13 protein-coding genes are annotated in these 18,018 nt (G+C 71.0%); 1 reads left to right on the plus strand and 12 read right to left on the minus strand.

Annotation, left to right across the window (positions count from 1 at the left end):
* Window positions 1–28: 28 nt before the first annotated feature.
* The 4 genes from ACXJY8_RS08865 to ACXJY8_RS08880 all read right to left on the minus strand — a co-directional run bounded on the left by ACXJY8_RS08865 (window position 29) and on the right by ACXJY8_RS08880 (window position 4,088).
* Entirely contained in the window at window positions 29–997 is a 969-nt protein-coding gene (locus ACXJY8_RS08865; RefSeq protein ID WP_463778891.1) for a hydroxymethylglutaryl-CoA lyase, read from the minus strand.
* Window positions 994–2,187 (minus strand): CaiB/BaiF CoA transferase family protein, encoded by a 1,194-nt coding sequence (locus tag ACXJY8_RS08870; RefSeq protein ID WP_463778894.1) that lies wholly within the window; start codon window positions 2,185–2,187, stop codon window positions 994–996. Before ACXJY8_RS08870 ends, ACXJY8_RS08865 begins: the two co-directional genes overlap by 4 nt.
* 137 nt (window positions 2,188–2,324) lie before the next feature.
* Entirely contained in the window at window positions 2,325–3,233 is a 909-nt protein-coding gene (locus tag ACXJY8_RS08875; RefSeq protein ID WP_463778897.1) for a LysR substrate-binding domain-containing protein, read from the minus strand.
* 153 nt (window positions 3,234–3,386) lie between these two features.
* The gene (locus ACXJY8_RS08880; RefSeq protein ID WP_463778900.1) at window positions 3,387–4,088 is read right to left on the minus strand and encodes a trypsin-like serine protease; all 702 of its coding nucleotides are present in this window, start codon (window positions 4,086–4,088) and stop codon (window positions 3,387–3,389) included.
* A gap of 238 nt (window positions 4,089–4,326) precedes the next feature.
* Between ACXJY8_RS08880 and ACXJY8_RS08885 the strand changes: the two genes are divergently transcribed.
* Window positions 4,327–4,890, plus strand: coding sequence for a thioesterase family protein (locus ACXJY8_RS08885; RefSeq protein WP_463778902.1), 564 nt, complete (start codon window positions 4,327–4,329; stop codon window positions 4,888–4,890).
* Here the strand turns inward: ACXJY8_RS08885 and ACXJY8_RS08890 are convergent.
* The 8 genes from ACXJY8_RS08890 to ACXJY8_RS08925 all read right to left on the minus strand — a co-directional run bounded on the left by ACXJY8_RS08890 (window position 4,883) and on the right by ACXJY8_RS08925 (window position 17,671).
* A complete protein-coding gene (locus ACXJY8_RS08890; RefSeq protein ID WP_463778906.1) occupies window positions 4,883–5,896 on the minus strand; it encodes a GDP-mannose 4,6-dehydratase in 1,014 nt (337 codons plus the stop codon). The two genes, ACXJY8_RS08885 and ACXJY8_RS08890, sit on opposite strands and share 8 nt — an antisense overlap.
* Before the next feature lie 129 nt (window positions 5,897–6,025).
* A complete protein-coding gene (locus ACXJY8_RS08895) occupies window positions 6,026–6,922 on the minus strand; it encodes a glycoside hydrolase family 191 protein (RefSeq protein ID WP_463778909.1) in 897 nt (298 codons plus the stop codon).
* Between the two features lies 1 nt (window position 6,923).
* Window positions 6,924–8,393 (minus strand): exopolysaccharide Pel transporter PelG, encoded by a 1,470-nt coding sequence (gene pelG / locus ACXJY8_RS08900; RefSeq protein WP_463778912.1) that lies wholly within the window; start codon window positions 8,391–8,393, stop codon window positions 6,924–6,926.
* Complete coding sequence (gene pelF / locus ACXJY8_RS08905) at window positions 8,381–9,928, minus strand: GT4 family glycosyltransferase PelF (protein ID WP_463778914.1); 1,548 nt, start codon at window positions 9,926–9,928, stop codon at window positions 8,381–8,383. Before pelF ends, pelG begins: the two co-directional genes overlap by 13 nt.
* Window positions 9,925–10,857 (minus strand): hypothetical protein, encoded by a 933-nt coding sequence (locus ACXJY8_RS08910; protein WP_463778917.1) that lies wholly within the window; start codon window positions 10,855–10,857, stop codon window positions 9,925–9,927. The genes pelF and ACXJY8_RS08910 overlap by 4 nt, the downstream gene beginning before the upstream one ends.
* The gene (locus tag ACXJY8_RS08915) at window positions 10,854–11,819 is read right to left on the minus strand and encodes a hypothetical protein (protein WP_463778919.1); all 966 of its coding nucleotides are present in this window, start codon (window positions 11,817–11,819) and stop codon (window positions 10,854–10,856) included. The genes ACXJY8_RS08910 and ACXJY8_RS08915 overlap by 4 nt, the downstream gene beginning before the upstream one ends.
* Window positions 11,820–12,085: 266 nt before the next feature.
* Complete coding sequence (locus tag ACXJY8_RS08920; RefSeq protein ID WP_463778921.1) at window positions 12,086–12,865, minus strand: response regulator transcription factor; 780 nt, start codon at window positions 12,863–12,865, stop codon at window positions 12,086–12,088.
* Between the two features lie 390 nt (window positions 12,866–13,255).
* Window positions 13,256–17,671, minus strand: coding sequence for a polysaccharide deacetylase family protein (locus ACXJY8_RS08925; RefSeq protein ID WP_463778923.1), 4,416 nt, complete (start codon window positions 17,669–17,671; stop codon window positions 13,256–13,258).
* Between the last annotated feature and the right edge of the window lie 347 nt (window positions 17,672–18,018).

Below are 18,018 nucleotides of genomic sequence, written 5' to 3' on the forward strand. Positions count from 1 at the left end.
GCACGCGACTCCGCGCCGATGCCGTGCGTCAGGCCGCGATCCCGGGCGGCGGCGGGTGGAGGTCGCCGGGGCGCCCGGCCTGGGCCACCTGCCCCGGGATCGGATGGCCGACGAGGGCGGGCAGGCGGCGCGACAGGGCGATCAGCCCGTCGAGGTCGAGGCCGGTGGGGATGCCCATCTCGTGGGCCATGCTCACGAGGTCCTCGGTGCAGATGTTGCCGGTGGCGCCCGGGGCGAAGGGGCAGCCGCCGAGGCCGCCGAGGGCCGCGTCGAAGCGCCGGGCGCCGGCCACCCGCGCCGCCAGGACGTTGGCGAGGCCGAGGCCGCGGGTGTTGTGGAAATGGAGCGTCAGCGCCTCCGCCGGCACGAGCCGGAGGGCGCGGGCCACGAGGTCGCCGACCTGGCGCGGATTGGCCATGCCGGTGGTGTCGGCCAGCGTGATGCCGTCGATCCCGAGGGCGCGGTAGCGCTCGACGATCCCCAGCACCCGCTCCGGTGGCTGGCCGCCCTCGAAGGGGCAGCCGAAGGCGGTGGCCACCGTCGCGTTGAGGCGCACCCCGGTGCCGCCGGCCGCCGCGACGATGCGGGCGAAGGCGTCGAGGGAGGCCTCGCGGGTCAGGCCCATATTGGCGCGGTTGTGGGTCTCGCTCGCCGACATGACGAGGTTGAGCTCGTCGGCGCGGGCCGCCAGCGCCCGCTCGGCGCCCTTCAGGTTCGGCACCAGGGCGACGTAGAGTGTGCCCGGGCGCCGGGTGATCCGGGCCAGCACCTCGGCGGCGTCGCGCAGGGCCGGGACGGCCTTGGGCGAGACGAACGAGGTCGCCTCGATCCGGCTGAAGCCCGCCGCCGAGAGCGCGTCGATCAGCGCGACCTTGTCGGCGGTCTCGACGAAGGCGGGCTCGATCTGCAGGCCGTCGCGGGGCGCGACCTCCTGGACGATCAGGGGCGCTTCCTCGCCCAGGGTTCCGGTCCCGCTGCCGCTCAAGTCACTGCTCATGCCACCGCTCCCGTGGTCCGCAGGGCCGCGATCGCCGCGGCGTCGTAGCCGAGATCCGCCAGTACGGCGTCGGTATGGGCGCCGAGCGCCGGGCCGGACCAGCGCACCTCCCCGGGCGTGCCCGAGAGCTTGGGCACGATGCCGGGCATCTTCACCCCCGTGCCGCCGGGCAGCTCGGTCGGCAGGATCATGTCGCGGGCCTGGTAATGCGGGTCGGCGACGATGTCGGCCACCGAGTAGATCCGCCCGGCGGGGACCTGCGCCGCCTCGAGGGTCGCCAGGGCCTCGGCGATGCTGCGCGCGCCCGACCAGTCCGCGATGGCCGCGTCGAGCATCGCGGCCTGGGCCGAGCGGCCGTCGTTGCTGCGCAGGGCCGGGTCGTCGGCGAGGTCGGGCCGGCCGATCGCCTGCATCAGGCGCCGGAAGATCGGGTCGCTGTTGCCCGCGATGACGACGTAGCCGCCATCCTGGGTCGGGTAGGTGTTCGAGGGCGTGATACCCGGCAGGGCGCCGCCCGTCCGGGTCCGGACCTCGCCGAGGAGGTCGTATTCGGGGACGAGGCTTTCCATCACGTTGAAGACGCTCTCCACCAGGGAGACGTCGATGACCTGGCCCTTGCCGCCGGCGGTCTTGACGTGGAGCAGCGACATCAGCGCCCCGATGACGCCGTGCAGGGAGGCCAGGGTGTCGCCGATGCTGACGCCGACGCGGGCCGGCGGGCTGTCCGGGTGGCCGGTGGTGAAGCGCAGGCCGCCCATCGCCTCGCCGATGGCGCCGAAGCCCGGCCGGTCCCGGTAGGGCCCGGTCTGGCCGTAGCCGGAGATGCGGACCATGACGAGGTTGGGGTTGAGGGCGGAGAGGTCCTCCCAGCCGAGCCCGAGCTTCTCCAGGCCGCCGGGCCGGAAGTTCTCGATGACCACGTCGGCGCTGGTGGCCAGGGCGCGCACGACCGCGGCGCCTTCCGGCGACTTCAGGTCGACGGCGATGGACTTCTTGTTGCGGGACTGGAGATACCACCAGAGGGAGGTGCCCTCGTGCAGCTTGCGCCACTTGCGCAGGGGATCGCCCTCCCCCGGTGCCTCGACCTTGATCACCTCGGCGCCGAACTCCGCCATCAGGCGGGCGGCGAAGGGGGCGGCGATCAGCTGTCCGAGTTCGAGAACGCGGATTCCGGCGAGCGGTCCGGCCATGAACGATTCCTCCGGTGTTCGATCGGCGATGGTCTTCTTGGATCGTCTTCTTGTCCCCTCGATACCCGCCCGGGACGGGGGGAGGCCAACCGTCTTTCGGCCATGACCGTTCGCGTTCGGAGAACGCTGCGCGGCGTTCAGGCCGCGTCGGCGGTGAGGCTGGCGACGAGGAGATTCGCCGCCGGGGAGAGTTCGCCGGGGCGGGTGACGATGCGCAGTTCGCGCTGCGCCCACGGGTCGGTGAGGGGGATCGCCGCCAGGTCCATGGCGCTCCCCAGGAGGGCGAAGACCCCGAGGGGCACCACGCCGAGCCCCATATCAGCCTGGGCCATGCGCAGGACGGCGTCGAAGCCCGGCACGTGGACGCGCAGGCGCAAGGGGCGGCCGATGCTCTGGGCCTCGCCGCGGACGCTGGCATAGATCGAGCTCTCGGCGTGGAGCCCGACGAAGTCGTGGTCGAGGGTCTCCCGGAAGGCGAGCGTGCTCCGGTCCGCCAGGGGGTGATCGTGCCGCATCACCACGACGAGGCTGTCCCGGCGGTAGAGCACGCTGTGCAGGTCCCGGGCCGGGATGCTCCCGGAACAGATGCCGAGCTCGGCCAGGCCCGCCTCGACGCCGGAGACCACGCCGCCGCTCGGGCGCTCCTCCAGGCTGATCTTGATGGCCTCCTGCCGCGCCAGGAAGGCGCGCAGGTCCTCGGGCAGGAACTGCACGATGGCCGACAGGTTGGCGAACATCCGCACGATGCCTCGCACGCCCTTGGCGTGCTCGGCGAGCTCCACCACGATCTGCTCGACGTCGTGCAGCATGCGCCGGGCGTGATGGAGCAGGGTCTCCCCGGCCGGGGTCATCACCATGCCCCGGGCCTGGCGCGTCATCAGCTGGACGCCGAGGCTCTGCTCCAGCTCGACCAGGCGCTTGCTGACGGCGGACGGCGCGATCGCCGCCCGCCGGGCGGCCTGGGTCAGGGTGCCGTCCTCGCACATCGCCACGAACAGGCGCAGCGTCGTCGGATCGAGGCGCCGCAGGAGCGTCGGGGCCAGCATGTCCATCCCTCTCACCGGCCCCGACCGGCGCGCGTCGCGCCCGGGGCTCCGGCGAGACTACAGCGCCGGAGAACGCAGCGGACCAGCCCGGCGCCGGCTTTCGGCGCCGGGTCGGCGACGGCTACAGGTTCGGGATCGCCGGCGCGACCACGACTACCCGCCCCACGGGGGCCGGGAGGTCAGGACGGCGCTGGCGACGCCCCAGACCACCGGGCCGCCGGGGCCGTCGGCGACCACGGGGCCGCCGGAATCCCCCGTGCAGACCTCCGCCCCGCCGCGGGCGACCGCGATGAGGAGGCCCGTCGTGGTGCGCAGCACCGGGTCGAGGCGGGTCGTCCTGAGAAAGCCGACCCCCTGGCGCGACAGCCCCGCCCCGGTGAGGGTCAGCGCCTGGGGGGCGGTGGCCCGGCCGAGCCGGAGCGGCTCGCGCCCGCGCACCGGGTTGGCGAGGCGCAGGACGGCGGTGTCGAGGGACAGGGCCAGCAGGCCGGAATACTCGGAGGGCAGGTCGTCCGGAACGCTGTCGTAGCGGGCGAGGGCCGCGACCCGGTAGGTCCGCGTGCCCGGGCGGGCGCCCTCGTAGAGGACGACCGCCGAGGCGACCGGGTTGCCCCGCACGCAATGGCCCGCGGTGAGGACGAGGTCCGGGGCGATGAGCACGCCGGAGCAGCGGTTCAGGCCGATCGCGTCCTCGCCGCCGACCAGGGTGCCGATGCCGACGGCGGCCCGGCTGATCCGGTTGCGCCCGGCCGGGGCACCGCCGTTGATGGCGAGGGCGGCGCCCGTCTCGGCGACGAGGGCGAGCGCCGCGAGGCTGTGACGCGAGAGGATGTGACGAGACCGGCGTGGACGCATGGATGCCCCGGAACGCGTTGCTGCGGAACGATGTCGACCCCCGGCCGAGCATAGGGGCCGGCGGAGGGGCCGGGGAGAGCGTCCGCCGCGTCCCGGTTGCGTCATAGCAGCGCCCGTCTCGGGAGGGCCCGACGGGGGCGGCGTCCATCCGGTCGCGCCGGAGGCTGGCGCGGGCGCCGGGGTTCTGCCAATCCGGGCGGCGCCGATCGCCCGGTCCAGGGCCCCGAGCAGGATCCCCATGAATCTCTGGCTGCGCCTTCTCTGGCTCCTGGCGACCGCGTGGCGGCGGCGGCCGCTCGCCCTGCCCTTCGGCGTCTCGCGCCTCGGCTTCCGGGTCTGGCCCCACGACCTCGACACGTCGCTGCACATGAACAACGGCCGCTACTGGACCCTGATGGATCTCGGCCGCACCGACCTCATGCTCGGCTCGGGCCTGTGGCGCTCCGTGCTGCGCCAGCGCTGGACCCCGGTGGTCAGTGCCGGCCAGATCCGCTTCCGCCGCGAACTCCGGCCGTTCCAGGCCTTCGACCTGGAGACCCGGCTGGCCCATTGGGACGAGGCCCGCTTCGTCATCGAGCACCGCCTGGTCATCCGGGAGACCGGTGCCGTGGCGGCCATCGGTCTGGTCCAGGCGGGTCTCTACGACCGCCGGCGGCGCAGCTACGTGCCGGTGCGGACCATGCTCGCGGCGATCGGTGTCGAGGCCGAGGCGCCGCCGATGCCCGAGGCGGTCGAGGCCTTCCTCGCCGCGGAGCGTGCACTACGCGACACGACCGCCGCGGCCGGCGCCCGGATCAGGTGACGTAGCGGTCGGTGGCGTAGAAGCCGGGGTTCGAGCGCACGAAATCGATCATCCGGCAGAGGCCGTCGTCGATGGACATCCGGGGCCTCCAGCCCATGGCGCGGCGCGCGAGGCCGTTGTCGGAGATCAGCTTGAGCACCTCGCTCTGCTCCGGCCGCATCCGCTGCGCTTCCGTGACGATCGGCTTGTCGACGCCCATCAGCTCGAGGATGCGGTGGGCGAACCAGCCGACCGAGTAGGTCTCGCCGGTGCCGAGATTGATCGTCATGCCCTCGATCCCCGGCTGCGAGCCGGCCGCGAGGAAGCCCGCCACCGTGTCGGAGACGTAGGTCATGTCGCGCTCCGGGGTGAGCGAGCCGAGGCGGATCTCGTCCCGGGCGAAGGCCTGCGAGATGATGGTCGGGATGAAGGCGCGCGCGCTCTGGCGCGGTCCGTAGGTGTTGAAGGGCCGCAGGGTCACCACCGGCAGCTCGAAGGAGCGGCCGTAGCTCTCGGCGAGCTGGTCGGCGGCGATCTTGGAGGCGGAATAGGGCGACTGGCCCTGGAGCGGATGGGTCTCGTCGATGGGCGCGCGCAGGGCCGTGCCGTAGACCTCCGAGGTGCTGGTGTGGACGATCCGCCCGACGGCGCTGCGGCGACCGGCCTGGAGCACGTTCAGGGTGCCCTCGATATTGGCGCGGACGTAGCTGCGCGGCGCCTCGTAGGAATACGGGATCGCGATCAGGGCGCCGAGGTGCAGGACGACGTCCATGCCCTCGAGGGTCTGGTAGATGAAGTCGCTGTCCTCGATGTTGCCGAACGCCACCGTCATCGCCGCCCGCACCTCGGGGTCGAGGAACTCGAGGTTGCCGATCCGGGCACCGGAATTGTAGCGCACGATCGCGGTGACCTCCGCGCCGGACCGGACGAGGGCGTCCACGAGGTGACTGCCGATGAATCCGCCGGCGCCGGTCACCGCGACCCGCTTTGCCCGCCACGATGTGCCGTTCATGTCATGCTCACCCATGTCATGCTCCCCGCTGGTTCTTTCGAAGCACAGTTTCGAGTAGTTCAGCGCATAGTCATGGTCGATGCAATCGACACAAAGGTATTAGAAAGATTTGGGGCCCGGGCGGTTCTTGGGTGCGGACGGCGATCAGCGCTGCGCGCTGGCCAGCGGTTCGCGCAGCACCCGGTCGAGCAGGACCTGCGCCACGTAGGGACGGTGGCCGAGGGCACGCTCCCGGGCGTAGATCCCGGCGATCGTCGCGCTGTCCTCGGCGTCCCAGTAGTCGAGGCTGAGGATCGGCACCGGCGGCTCCGCCTCGGCCAGGGGACGCAGGGCCTGCAGGTGCGGGTCGAGCTCGCCCGGCTCCGTCCAGCGGTAGCCGCTCGCCGGCGCGTCGTAGGTCGTCAGCAGGCTCTCGGCGACGACGCCGTCGACCTCCCCGACCAGCTCGGGCAGCAGGGCGTAGCCGCGGTTCATCAGCAGCATCCGGTCGGGATGGCGCCGGCGGATCGTGCGGACGAGGTCGATGGCGGCGAGCCGCATGCCGGCATAGCGCCCGGGGTCCGTCTGCTCGAGATGGGGCGGGGTGTCGAGGGTGTCGAAGAACAGCCCGGAGAACCCCCGCTCCAGGAGGGCCGGCACCGCGACGTCGAGGATGAGGGAGCGCCAGGCCGGCCGGCGCACGTCGCACAGCAGGGTGTCGGGCCAGTTCGGGTTCTCGCCGAGGAGGAGATCCGGATCGTCGATCCGCGCGAAGAGCGGGCTCGTCCGCTTGATCTCCCCGAGGCTGAGATAGCCCAGCACCTCGGTGCCGAGGGCTCGCATCGGCGCGAGCGGGCCCTTGAACCCGGGATCGAGCACGACGAGGTCGAAGCCCTCGAATTCGGCCGCGTCGAGGTCCTCCCCGTAGAACAGCGTCCAGGCGAGGTGGGGGTGTCGAAGCCGGTCGCGCGCACGGGCCGGCCGGTCGAGGACGAGCCCGGCGGCCCCGAGGCCGGCGAGCAGGCGCAGGACGCTGCGGCGCAGGAGGCGTCGTCCGGACATGTCAGCCATCGCGCGACCTGCTCCTGAGCCGGAAGCCCCGGCGACCTGGGCGATCCGGGCGATCCGGGCACTCGGCCGGTCGCCGGGAGGCGTCGAGGGAGGTGTTGTTGGTGATGAAGGCGTGGAAGTGCAGCCAGGGCAGCTCGTGGGCGAGGATCAGCACCGCGAGCAGGAAGGTGAGGGCCGAGGCGAGCAGGTTGCCGTAGCCGAAGAAGGGGAAGCCCAGGGGCAGGAGCGCCGCGGTCAGCGTCCCGTTCAGGACGCAATACGTCGCCGAGACCGCGAGGGCGTGCCGGCGCAGGTCGAAGTACAGGAGGAAGATGAAGCAGAACGAGGAGCTGGTCTGGAACACCATCCCCACCAGGGCCGCCCGGAGGATGCCCATCTGGCTCGCGCGCAGGCCGAGCGGTTCGATCGCCACGTAGGAGACCAGGATGGCGATGAGGGCGACGGCCGCCAGGGCGACGAACAGGCCGAACAGCTTGGCCATGACGAAGCGCGACAGGCGCGCCTGCATCTCCGCGAGGTCGCGTCGGCTCACCCCGTGGGCGAGGCTGCCGTAGAAGGCGCGGCTCAGGCGGAAGAAGTTGGTCTCCACGTGGACGAAGAACACCGCCAGGATGGGGATCGAGGCGAGCTGCGCCCAGAACATCGGCGTGTCGTAGTTCGGCATGGTCCGGAAGGCGCCCCCGGCCGTGGTCACGCCGACCGGGGCGGCGAACCACATGATCAGCTTGTCGACCCAGAGTCCGAGGGCGCAGGTGAGCCCGATCAGCGGCAGGTCCCAGTGCGTGCGCAGGGTCCGCGCCAGGGCGGCGTCGGGGACCAGTCCCAGCCCGTATTCCTGCAGCAGGCGGCGGGCGAGGACGAGGTCGATGACCGTCAGGCCGATGTTGAAGGCCGTGAGGAGGCGCAGCGGCTCGCTGCTCGGGTCGATCGCGATGAGGGCGACCATGATGGCCGCGCCCGCACCGAAGGCCACGGCGACGACGACGTAGCTCCGGATCGCTCCCATGAAGGGAATCAGGAGCCAGGCCGCCCCCATCAGCATCAGGTTCTGCAGGCCGGCCAGGGTATCGGGGCCGGGCAGGTCCGCCGCAAGCAGGTAGAGCGGCCCGGCGACGACGAGGGCGAGGCCGGCGAACAGCCCCTGGGCGGCCACGAACGCGTAGGTCACGCTCTCGTCGCGCTTCAGCCAGATCCGGTCCGAGACGAAGCGCGTGCAGACGAAGGCGATGGGCCCGGTCAGGATCGCCGAGATCAGGGCGTTGTAGATGATGACCGAGCGGAAGAGCGACAGGCCGGGGCAGTCGCCGGAGGGGCAGGCGGCGAGGTCGATGCCGCCGATCGCCAGCACGGTGAAGATCCAGGGGCCGGCCACCAGCAGGGCCGCGTAGACGTAGGCGCCGGCGGTGCTGGTCAGGGAGCGGCCCTGCGTCATGCGCTCGAGGGCGAAGCCTAGGCCGGCCATGGCATCCTCCCGGTCTCCGGAACGCGGTCGGGTGCGGGCGGCGGGTCGAGGGAGGCGTAGAGCGCGTCGTAGAGGCCGATCACGCGGTCCTGGTCGAACACGGCTCGGATGCGCGCCCGGAGGCTGCGGCCCATGCGCGCCCGCAACACGGGGTCGCGCAGGATGCGCGCCAGGGCATCGGCCGTCGCCTGCGGATCGCAGGCGCGCACCACGAACCCGCCCACCGTGTCGGAGCCGGGGCCGTCCGGCCCCTCCAGGATCTCGCGGCAGGAGCCCACATCCGTGGCCACGGCGGGCACGCCGGCGGCCCCGGCCTCGAGGATCGCCAGGGGCTGCGCCTCGCTGATGCTGGTGAGGGCGACGACGTCCGCCTGTCCGTAGAAGGCCTTCACGTCGCGGACGCGCCCGAGGAAGCGGACGGTGTCCTGCAGGCCGAGCTGGCGCACCAGGTCCCGGCACTCGGCCGCGTAGGCCGGGTCCTCGTCGTCGGGCCCGATGATGAGCGCATCGACGTCGGGCACCTGGCGGCGCAGCAGGCCGGCGGCCTGGATGAAGGTGCGGATGTCCTTGATCGGCACGAGGCGCCCGACGAGCAGCACGGTCGGGCGGCGCGGCTGCGGGCCGGGCGGGATGTCGGCGAACTGGTCGAGGCGGATGCCGTTGGGGATCGCGCACAGCTTCGCCTCCGGTGCCCCGTCCTCGATCTGGTAGAGCTGGTTGGTGCGGAACTGCGTCGTGATCCGGTCGGCGGACTCGTAGGTGATGCGCGCCATGGCGTTGAAGGCGTCGAGCCAGACCCGGCGCAACTCGGGGGCGGCACCGGTCGCGTCGAATCCCCCGGCGCCCGACTCGTGGATCCAATCGGCGATGGAGAGCTCGATCCGGCGCTCGTTCGTGTAGATGCCGTGCTCGGTCACCACGAAGGGCCGGCCCGTCAGCGTCTTGGCCCGGGCCCCGAACAGGCCCGGATAGCCCGTCGAGAGGGCATGATAGACCCGGGCCGGCGGGATCGGCGCCGTGGCGACCGCGATGAGGCTGCGGGCCAGGAAGCGCCAGGTCCAGAAGAAGTCGACGAAGGGCGCCCCCGGCAGCATCGCCTCGTAGATCCGCTCGAGGGCGGTCCAGGCGATACGCGAATCGAGCAGGGCGCGCTGCCCGAACGCGCAGCGGTCGAGATCCCGCACGCAGCGGGCCCAGGCCTGCCCCCCGCCATCGGTGAGAACGGCGCGCAGGTCCCGGATCATCGGCGCGATCCGGTCCCGCCCGCGCAGGAGCGGCAGGCGTCCCGGCGGGCAGGCATCGATCGAGACGTCGACGATGCGCTCGACGTTCGGGGGCAGGTCGAATTTCGGGGTGCGGTCCTGGCTTGAGATCGTGAAGGCCACGAGGCTGAAGCGCTTGTCGGGCAAGCTCCGGATGTAGCTGTCGGTCCAGGACGAGACGCCGCCGAGGAGATACGGGTACCCCCCCTCCACGAGCAGGCAGACGTCCGACGGGGCCGGGGGCGGGGCGGCCGGGGGCGACGGCGCGCTCACGCCGCGCCCTCCCCGCTCGCCGTCTCGCCCGGGACGCCGCCGGCGGCCTCGATCGCGGCCAGGAGCGCCCGTACCGCGCCGTTCGCCGGCTCGGCCGCCAGGGCTTGGCCCGCGGCGACGCGGGCGGCGGCGATCTCGGTGAGGGCCTGGAGCGGCTCGGTCAGGCCAGATCCGGCATAGGCCAGCCTGGCCTGCGCGAGGGCGATCCAGGGGGCGGCCGTTCCCGGAGCCCCGGTGGCGGCGGCCTCCAGGGCGATGAGGTCCCGGGTGAACCGGGTCTGGAGCTTGGCGAGGACCGTCGAGGCCAGGACGCGCACCGAGGCATCCGAATCCTGGAGGGCGGCGCGGATCACGTGGCTGAGGCGGGGGTCGAAGCGCCGGCCGACGATCGCCAGCGCCTCGAACTTGGCCTCCTTTCCGCCGGTGGCCATGACGTCTGCCAGGGCGACGACCGCGCTCGCATCGCCGATCCGCAGGCGCCTGTCGCGCAGGTCGCCGGCGAGGCGGCTGCAGGCGGTCCGAACGTCGAGCCGGCCCTCCGCCTCGACCCAGGTCCCGAAGGCCTGCACCGGTCGCAGGCGCACCGCCGCGAGGTCGGGGAGCGCCAGGCCGATCGCCAGGAGGGTGCCGAAGGGGCCGGCGACGAAGACCCAGAGGGTGAGATGGGCGAGCCGCGCCGCCTCGCCGGGCGGCTGGTCGGCCTGGACGGCGCGCAGCCCGACGAGCAGGCAGAGGGCGACGTGGCCGAGGAGGACGACGGCCGGGCCGGCCAGATCCCGGACGAGTGCGCCGGCCAGGGCGACCTCGCCGAGCGCCGCCGCGAGGGTGACCGCGGCGGGGGACGGGCGCAGGCGCAGGCCGCCCTCCCAACCGGTCCGGGGTCGCGCGGCGACCGTGGCGACGAGGGGATCGGGGATGTCGATCATCATCGGTCCGTCCCCGCCATCAGGCCGCCCATGGCCACCGCCATCTCCTGAGCCCGCGGTGCGGCCTCGGCGATGGTCTGGTTGGTCAGCAGCCCCTCCACCAGGAGGAGGCCGCGCGGGCCGGGGGCGGCCTGGCCGGGAATGGAGACGGCGAGCACCGCGCCGGACGGCAGCCGGCGGGCGTCGATCGCGCGGTCCCGGCGCCAGATCCGGTCCGGCGCCTGCGCGACGGCCTCGGCCATGGTCGCGTCCACCACCGGTGCCGTCTTCCGGTCGCGCGGTCCGCCCTCCCCGACCGTGGCCAGGGGGGACAGGCCCTGCGGCGTGCAGGCATAGACCGTGAGCCGGGAAGCGCCCACGATCCGGCGGCCGACCTCCGCGAGACTGGTGACGAGGTGTACGCCGTCGCGGGCGTCCAGGCAGGCGAAGGCCCTGCCCACGGCGCCGAGGGTGCGGGTCTCGGCGGCGAACCGGAGCTCCAGGCGACCGATCTCCGCCATCGCGGCGGACAGGCCGCGGCCGAGACCATCGGCTTCGAGGAGGGCGTCGTCGCGCTGCTGGCGCAACTCGGCCGCGTGGAAGATGTGGAGGCTGCGCAATCCGCCGAGGACCAGGGCGCAGGCCAGCCACGCCGTCGGTTCGGCGACGATCTGGCGCGAATAGGCGTAGTAATCCTGCGTCGCGAGCTGCGAGGGCAGCGCGGCGCTGTAGAGGGCCAGGGTCGCCGCCAGCGTGGCGAAGACGCCGCCCGCGAGACCGTACTGCGCCGAGATCAGGACCACGGGAATCCAGAACGGCCGCGGCGTCATCCAGTCGTAGCGGCTGCCGTCGAAGAAGAGATGGTCGGCCAGGACCAGGAGGAGGACAAGCCCGATCGCCTCCGGACCGTAGCGCCGCCATCCCAGCAGCGGGCCGGACCGGTCCCGGTCCGAAGTGCCGCTCTCATCCGCCGCTGCAGCCGTCACGGCATGCTCCCCCGAAGCCGTCGCGGCGGGGCATCGAGGCGGATCGCCGGCCTGCCGCGAACTCTGTAAAACAACGCGAGCAGAGCAGGAATTCGGTCTGCGCGGAATATCCCCGAGACTAGCGATCTCGGATTACCGGCAGATCCGGGCGGTCATGCTTCCGTATTACTGGTGTCCGAAGATGTCTTCGCCCGAACGGACGAAGCCGCGCCCGGCGTTTCGGGCGCGGCTTCGGTCAGGGATCTCTCGGGACGCGAGGTCGTGCGTCAGGCGTTGTGCCCGGCGGACAGGGACTGCGCGGCCGCCGCGTGATCGGCGGAGGGCCGGGCATGGAACCAGGCCCCGCCGAGATGGGGCGCCCAGGACACCACGCCCTTGGTGTTGACGAGATAGGCGAGTTCGGTGCGGTTCTTGGCCTGCAGCTTCTTCATGATGTTGCGCACATGCACCTTCACCGTGTTGGTGCACATGTTGAGCTCGTAGGCGATCACCTTGTTCGGCTTGCCGATCTGCAGGACGCCGAGCACGGCCGCCTCCCGCTCCGTCAGCCGGACCGACCCGCGTCCCCGCGCCTCCGCGGCCGGACGCGCGGGGGGCGTGCAGACGATCCCGGACGGGACGAAGCAGCCGCCCGCCAGCACCAGCGCGATCGCGCTCTGGGCGACCTTGACGGAACTCGTCATCGGGATGAAGCCGCTGAGGCCGCGCCGCATGGCCTCCGTGACCTGGTGGTAATCCTCGATCTCCGACAGGAGGACGACCGGAACCCCCGGGCTGACGCTGGCGAGGGTGTCCAGCTCGCTCTCCATCTGCGCGATGCTCCGGTGGGTCGCCGCGATGACGATGGCCGAGGCCGACGGCCGCTCCTTGGCCGCCTTCTGCCAGTGGCCGACGGTGCAGAAACCCAGAACCTGGGCGGTGCCGGCATTCTTCTGGATCTGGGAGATCAGGCTCTCCCGGAACAGGATTCGAGGGTCGATGATGACGATGGTCGATTCGTCATCCCTCGCAACTGAAATGCCGGATTCGATTGCGACGAGTGACATTGCGTAGCCTCCCCTTGCGATCATCGTGGTGCGCCCGACTCGCTCGCCGCCCCGGAGCTCGAAGACACGTAGCGCGACAATTTGATCAATTACCGTGAGCAATAATGAATTACAAGCGATTACTTAATAGATAGCAGGATATTCACTTTTGATAAAAGTCGTATGCTTTCTGGATTGGAGGAGTCCTGAATCTTCGAATTGATCGTCTGTCTCGGGTCGGAATCCGACTTCGATGGTCGGATCGAAACCTTGTCAGGGCGCAGCCAGGGCCTCTGCCCGATTCCCCCGAGTCCCACGGCCCGAGTCCCACGGCCCGAGTCCCACGGCCCGAGACCCACGGCCCAAGCCCTGCCCGCCGGATCGGCGCGGCAGGGCCCGGTCGACCGCGTCCTACACGATCATGAAATCGGTCTGGTTCAGCGCCACCCGCGTGGCGAAGGTCGCCACCGAGATCGCGGCGCCCGCGCCCGCGCCGTCGGGGTCCCAGAACAGCGTCTGGGACGCGCTGTTGAACAGGAACTCCGCATGCGCCTTCGTGGCCTGGCCGGCCGTCGTGGAGACGGTCTCGAGCCAGTCCACCGGGAGCGGACCGGCGCTCAGCCCGTAATCGGAGCCGCGGACCGCGAGCTTGTCGCCCTGCGCGGCGGAGAAATCCATCACGCGATCGGTGCTCGTGCGGTTCGGCGCGTCGAAGAGGAAGATGTCGGCGCCGAGTCCGCCCGTGAGGGTGTCGCGTCCGCCGCCGCCCTCCAGGCGGTCGGCGCCGTCGAGGCCGGAGATGCGGTCGTCGCCGCCTCCGCCGACGATGACGTTGTTCAGGGCGTTGCCGGCGGCGGTGAAGGCACTGCTGCCCGTGTAGATCAGGTTCTCCACGTTGATCTGCAGGGTGTAGCCGGCGAGGTCGGTCCTCACGGTATCGGTGCCGCCGCCCGCCGCCTCCACGACGGAATCGCCGATCCGGACGATGTAGGTATCGTCGCCGAGGCCTCCGACGAGCCGGTCGGCCAGAGCGTCGATGCCGCCGTCGAGGAGGTCGTTGCCGCTTCCGCCCAGGATGTTGTTCGCCAGGGCGTTGCCGGTGCCGGTGAAGGACCCCGTTCCCAGGAAGGTCAGGGTCTCCACGTTGTCCGTGAGGGTGTAGCTCGCCAGGGTCGTCTGCACCGTGTCGGCACCGGCTCCGGCCGCCTCGACGACGATGTCCCCCGGATGATCGACGACGTAGGTGTCGCCGCCGGCTCCGCCGCTCATCGTATCCGCTCCGGCCCCGCCGTTGAGGATGTTGGCCCCGGCATTGCCGGTGAGCGTGTTGTCGAGGGCGTTGCCGGTCCCGTTCAGGTTGGCGGTGCCGGTGAGGATCAGAGCCTCGACCTCCGCCGGGAGCACGTAGCTGACCGAGCTGCGCACCAGGTCGATGCCGCCGCCCGCCGCCTCGATCACGCGGTCCGCGACATTGTCGACGACGTAGACGTCGTTGCCGCCGCCGCCCGTCAGGGTGTCGGCGCCGAGGCCGCCGTCGAGGAGGTCGTTGCCGACGCCCCCCGTGATGGCGTTGGCCAGGGCGTTGCCGGTTCCGGAGGCATCGCCGGGTCCCGTGAAGGTCAGGTTCTCGATGTTCGCGGGCAGGACATACGTGGCCAGGGTCGTCTTCACGAGGTCGGTCCCGCCGCCGGCGGCCTCGATGACCCGGTCGCCCGCGTCGTCGACGAGGAACGTGTCGTTGCCGGAGCCGCCGGTCATGCTGTCGGCGCCGAGGCCGCCGTCGAGGGTGTCGTTGCCCGCGCCGCCGTTCAGGGTATCGGGACCCGCGCCCCCGGTCAGAACGTCGTCGCCGGGCCCGCCCGTGAGGACGAGGCCCGCCACCGTGCCGGCGAGGCCGACCGTGACGTCGTGCGTGCCGGTTCCGACGAGGGCGAGTTCGAGCTTGTCGCCGACGAGGCCGACGACGGTCGCGCCGGTGACCTGTGGCGTGCGCCCGGCGGGATCCACGAGGTCGATGACGACCTTCCCCTCCCCGACCACCGAGAACTTGAGGTTCGTGCCGTCCCCGGTGACGGAGATCAGGTCGGACCGGGACGGCAGCGCGGTGATGTGGGTGACGTCGTCGGGCACCGCCCCCAGGTTGATGGTGAAGGTCCCGCCCGTCCGGGCGACGAAGACGCTGTCCGCGTCGTAGGCGTACCAGTTGGCGACGCTGCGGATGCCCGCGGCGCCGTCGAGGTCCAGGGCGAACTTGCCGGCGGCGGCCGACCCCACGGTCGCCGTGATGACGTTGCTCGCCGCGTTGAACGCGAAGTCCAGCGTCGACGCGTCGAAGGCCGCCACCCGCTGCGCGAGGTCGTTCAGGGTCACGAATTCCGAACCGGCCTGATAGGCGGTCTGGATGAAGGTCGTGAACATCTGGGCCGTGTAGCCGGGCACGGCCGGCGGGTCGGTCTGCCAGACGGTCGGCCCGTAATCGTGCCAGGGCCAGACCACCACGGGCAGGTCGGCATGGGATTTCAGGGCCGCCCATTCCGCGGCCCAGGCCGCCGACGCCTCGGCCGCCGTCTTGCCCTGGAAGCCCACCAGGGTGAAGTCGAAGGAGGTGTCGGGCGCGATGTAGACCGCGTTCTTGTCGCCCGGCGACAGGTAGCCGATCGCGCCCGGATAGCCCGCGCCGACCAGGGAGGCGCCTCCGCTGATGTAGGAGAAGTAGGGATTGATCAGCCGCGCGGTCGCGAGGGTCTCGGCCGCGCCCGGAACCGCGGCACCGGTGATCGGGATGCCGAGCTTGTCCTGCAGGACGAGTTTCGACTGCTCGAACTCGAACTGGATCTGCGCCGGCGTGAGGAGGTTCGTGTTCTCGGGATGCGTGTAGGAATGCGTTCCGATCTCGTTCCCCAGCGCCAGGATCTGGCGGTAATACGGCAGGGACTTGGCCCAGTCCGTGGTCTGATCGGGCGCGGCGTTGCCGATGTTGACGTAGTAGGACCCGACGAAGTCGTAGGCCGCCTTCCACTGGGTCAGGATGGGCAGGAGCTTGTCGTAGATCCCCTGGCCCCCGCCCTCGGGGCTGACGTCGTAGAATTGCTGCGACTGGTCCATGTCCGTGCGCGATGCGACCAGGGCCGATTGCCGGCTCATCTGCAGGCTGACGGAGGGACCGTTCGACAGGCCGGCCGACCAGTCGAGGGCGTGGCCGAGCATGTTGTTGTCGGCGAGCAGGTTCTCGTTGGCGAAGTGGACGTTCCGGCCCCCCGTCTGGGTCGCCAGGACCGCGCCGTGGCTCGCCCCGCCGGCGGTCTGGTTCGCCAGGACCGTGGCGGTGCCGTCGACGGCCCGGAACCAGGAGGTCGCCAGGCCGGCATAGTCGCGGATCGTCTCGCCGGCCGTATAGCCCGCCATCACCGGATTGGTCGTCGACGCGGCCGTCACGCTGACGGCACCGAGGGCGGCGCCGCCCTCGCGGGTCAGCCCCAGCAGGCTCTTCATGGTGGCGTAGGGGTCGCCCGGCAGCAGGTTGCCGGCCGCGTCGTTGGTCATGAAGTTGCCGGCGGTGACCAGCCCGACGCCGTAACGGTAGACGGCATCGGTGAGCGTGTCCTGGATCGCCGGGAGCTTGTCGAGGGCGACGCTGCTCATGGAGGGGAAGATCAGAGACTTGTATTGCGCGATCTTGGCGATGTCGGTCAGGTCGTTCTCGGTCAGGAGATCGAACGGCACGCCGGCCATCGCGGCCTGGTTCTGGGCCGCCATGAACAGCTGCGCGTAGGCCGTCTCGCTGAAATAGGTCTTGGCGCTCGACGCCGAGTAGACGATGCCGACCTTGATCCCGTGATTCGCGACGGGCGGCAGCGAGCCGGGGTCCTTGATCGTGTAGCGGTAGGACCCGAAGTCGTTCGGCAGGAAGAGCTGGTCGTTGATGTCGAGCTGCAGGTCGATCGCCCGCGGTGCGTTCGCCAGCGCCGATTTCGGGATCGCGATCTCGACGATCTTGTGGTCGCTCGAGGTCCCGTAGCCGACCTGGCCGACGAGGCTCTGGCCGGCAGCGCCCGTATAGAGGGCGGGCGCCAGGTTGTTGCCTAAATTGATGTTGTATTCCGCCCCGACCTGATTGCCGAAGACCTGATAGCCCGTCGCCGCGTTGCGGTCGGTGTTCAGCCAGACCGTGGTCCCGGCGCCGATGGCCACGGCGGACGAGATCGCGACCACGTAGGTGTCGCCGACGTAGCGGCCGTAGAGTTCGTAGCCGGCCTGGCGGGCGCCCGGGAGGTCGATCCGGTCCGCGCTCGTCCAGTCGGACAGCTTGCCGTCGAGGGTGAGCGGGCCGACGGTCGGGCTCGGCTGGGAGGTGGCCGGCGCCGAGACGGTGTAGCCGCCCGCGGCGTAGTTGCCGGGCAGGAACACGGTGTTGTTCACATCGATGAGGACGTCGGTGGCATTGGCCGTGGCGCCGACCGCCGCGATGGGCACGGAGATCTCGAGGGTCTGGTTGCCGGCGCCGTAGGCGTGGCTCACCGGACCCGAGACGAAGGTCTGTCCGTCCGCTCCCGTGTAGAGATACGGCTTGCCGTCGGTGAAGACGTTCACGTTGTACTCGGCCCCGCCGGTCGCGCCGAAGATCTGGTAGCCCGTCGCGGCGTTGCGGTCGGTGTTGAGCCAGAACGTGGTTCCGGCACCGATCGCGACGCCGTTCAGCGAGCGCAGGGCGAACAGGAACTGCCCGTTATCGACCTTGCCGAAGACCTGCCAGGCCGGATTGCCCGTCTGCACCGTGTCCAGGCGGTCGGCCTCGGTCCAGTCGTTGAGATTGCCGTCGATCACCATGTCGAACTTCCTCCCTCCTGTCCGGTCCCGGCCGGCAGAGCGTCCCTCGTGGAGGCGGAGCCTTCGGCATCGGCTCGGACCCGCCGCGTTCTTCCTGGTTGCGCGAGATGGGCGTCATTCGCGCGAATATAAATTGAACAAAAAGGAAGCATTTCCCTAATGCCTTTGCGGTATATCTCAGGGTATCTACCTCTAGACGACGATCCTGTGCTGCAATTTGGCCGAATTCAATACTTGTTTTCCAAATTTTTACTTGTTTTCATGATGGGGGCGAGATTCGAGCCGGGGCGACGACTCATGGTGATCTGGTACGGCCGTTTGTCGGTCCGTCTTCGTCGGGAGCCCCG

This window comes from Methylobacterium sp. TK31 (assembly GCF_055361545.1).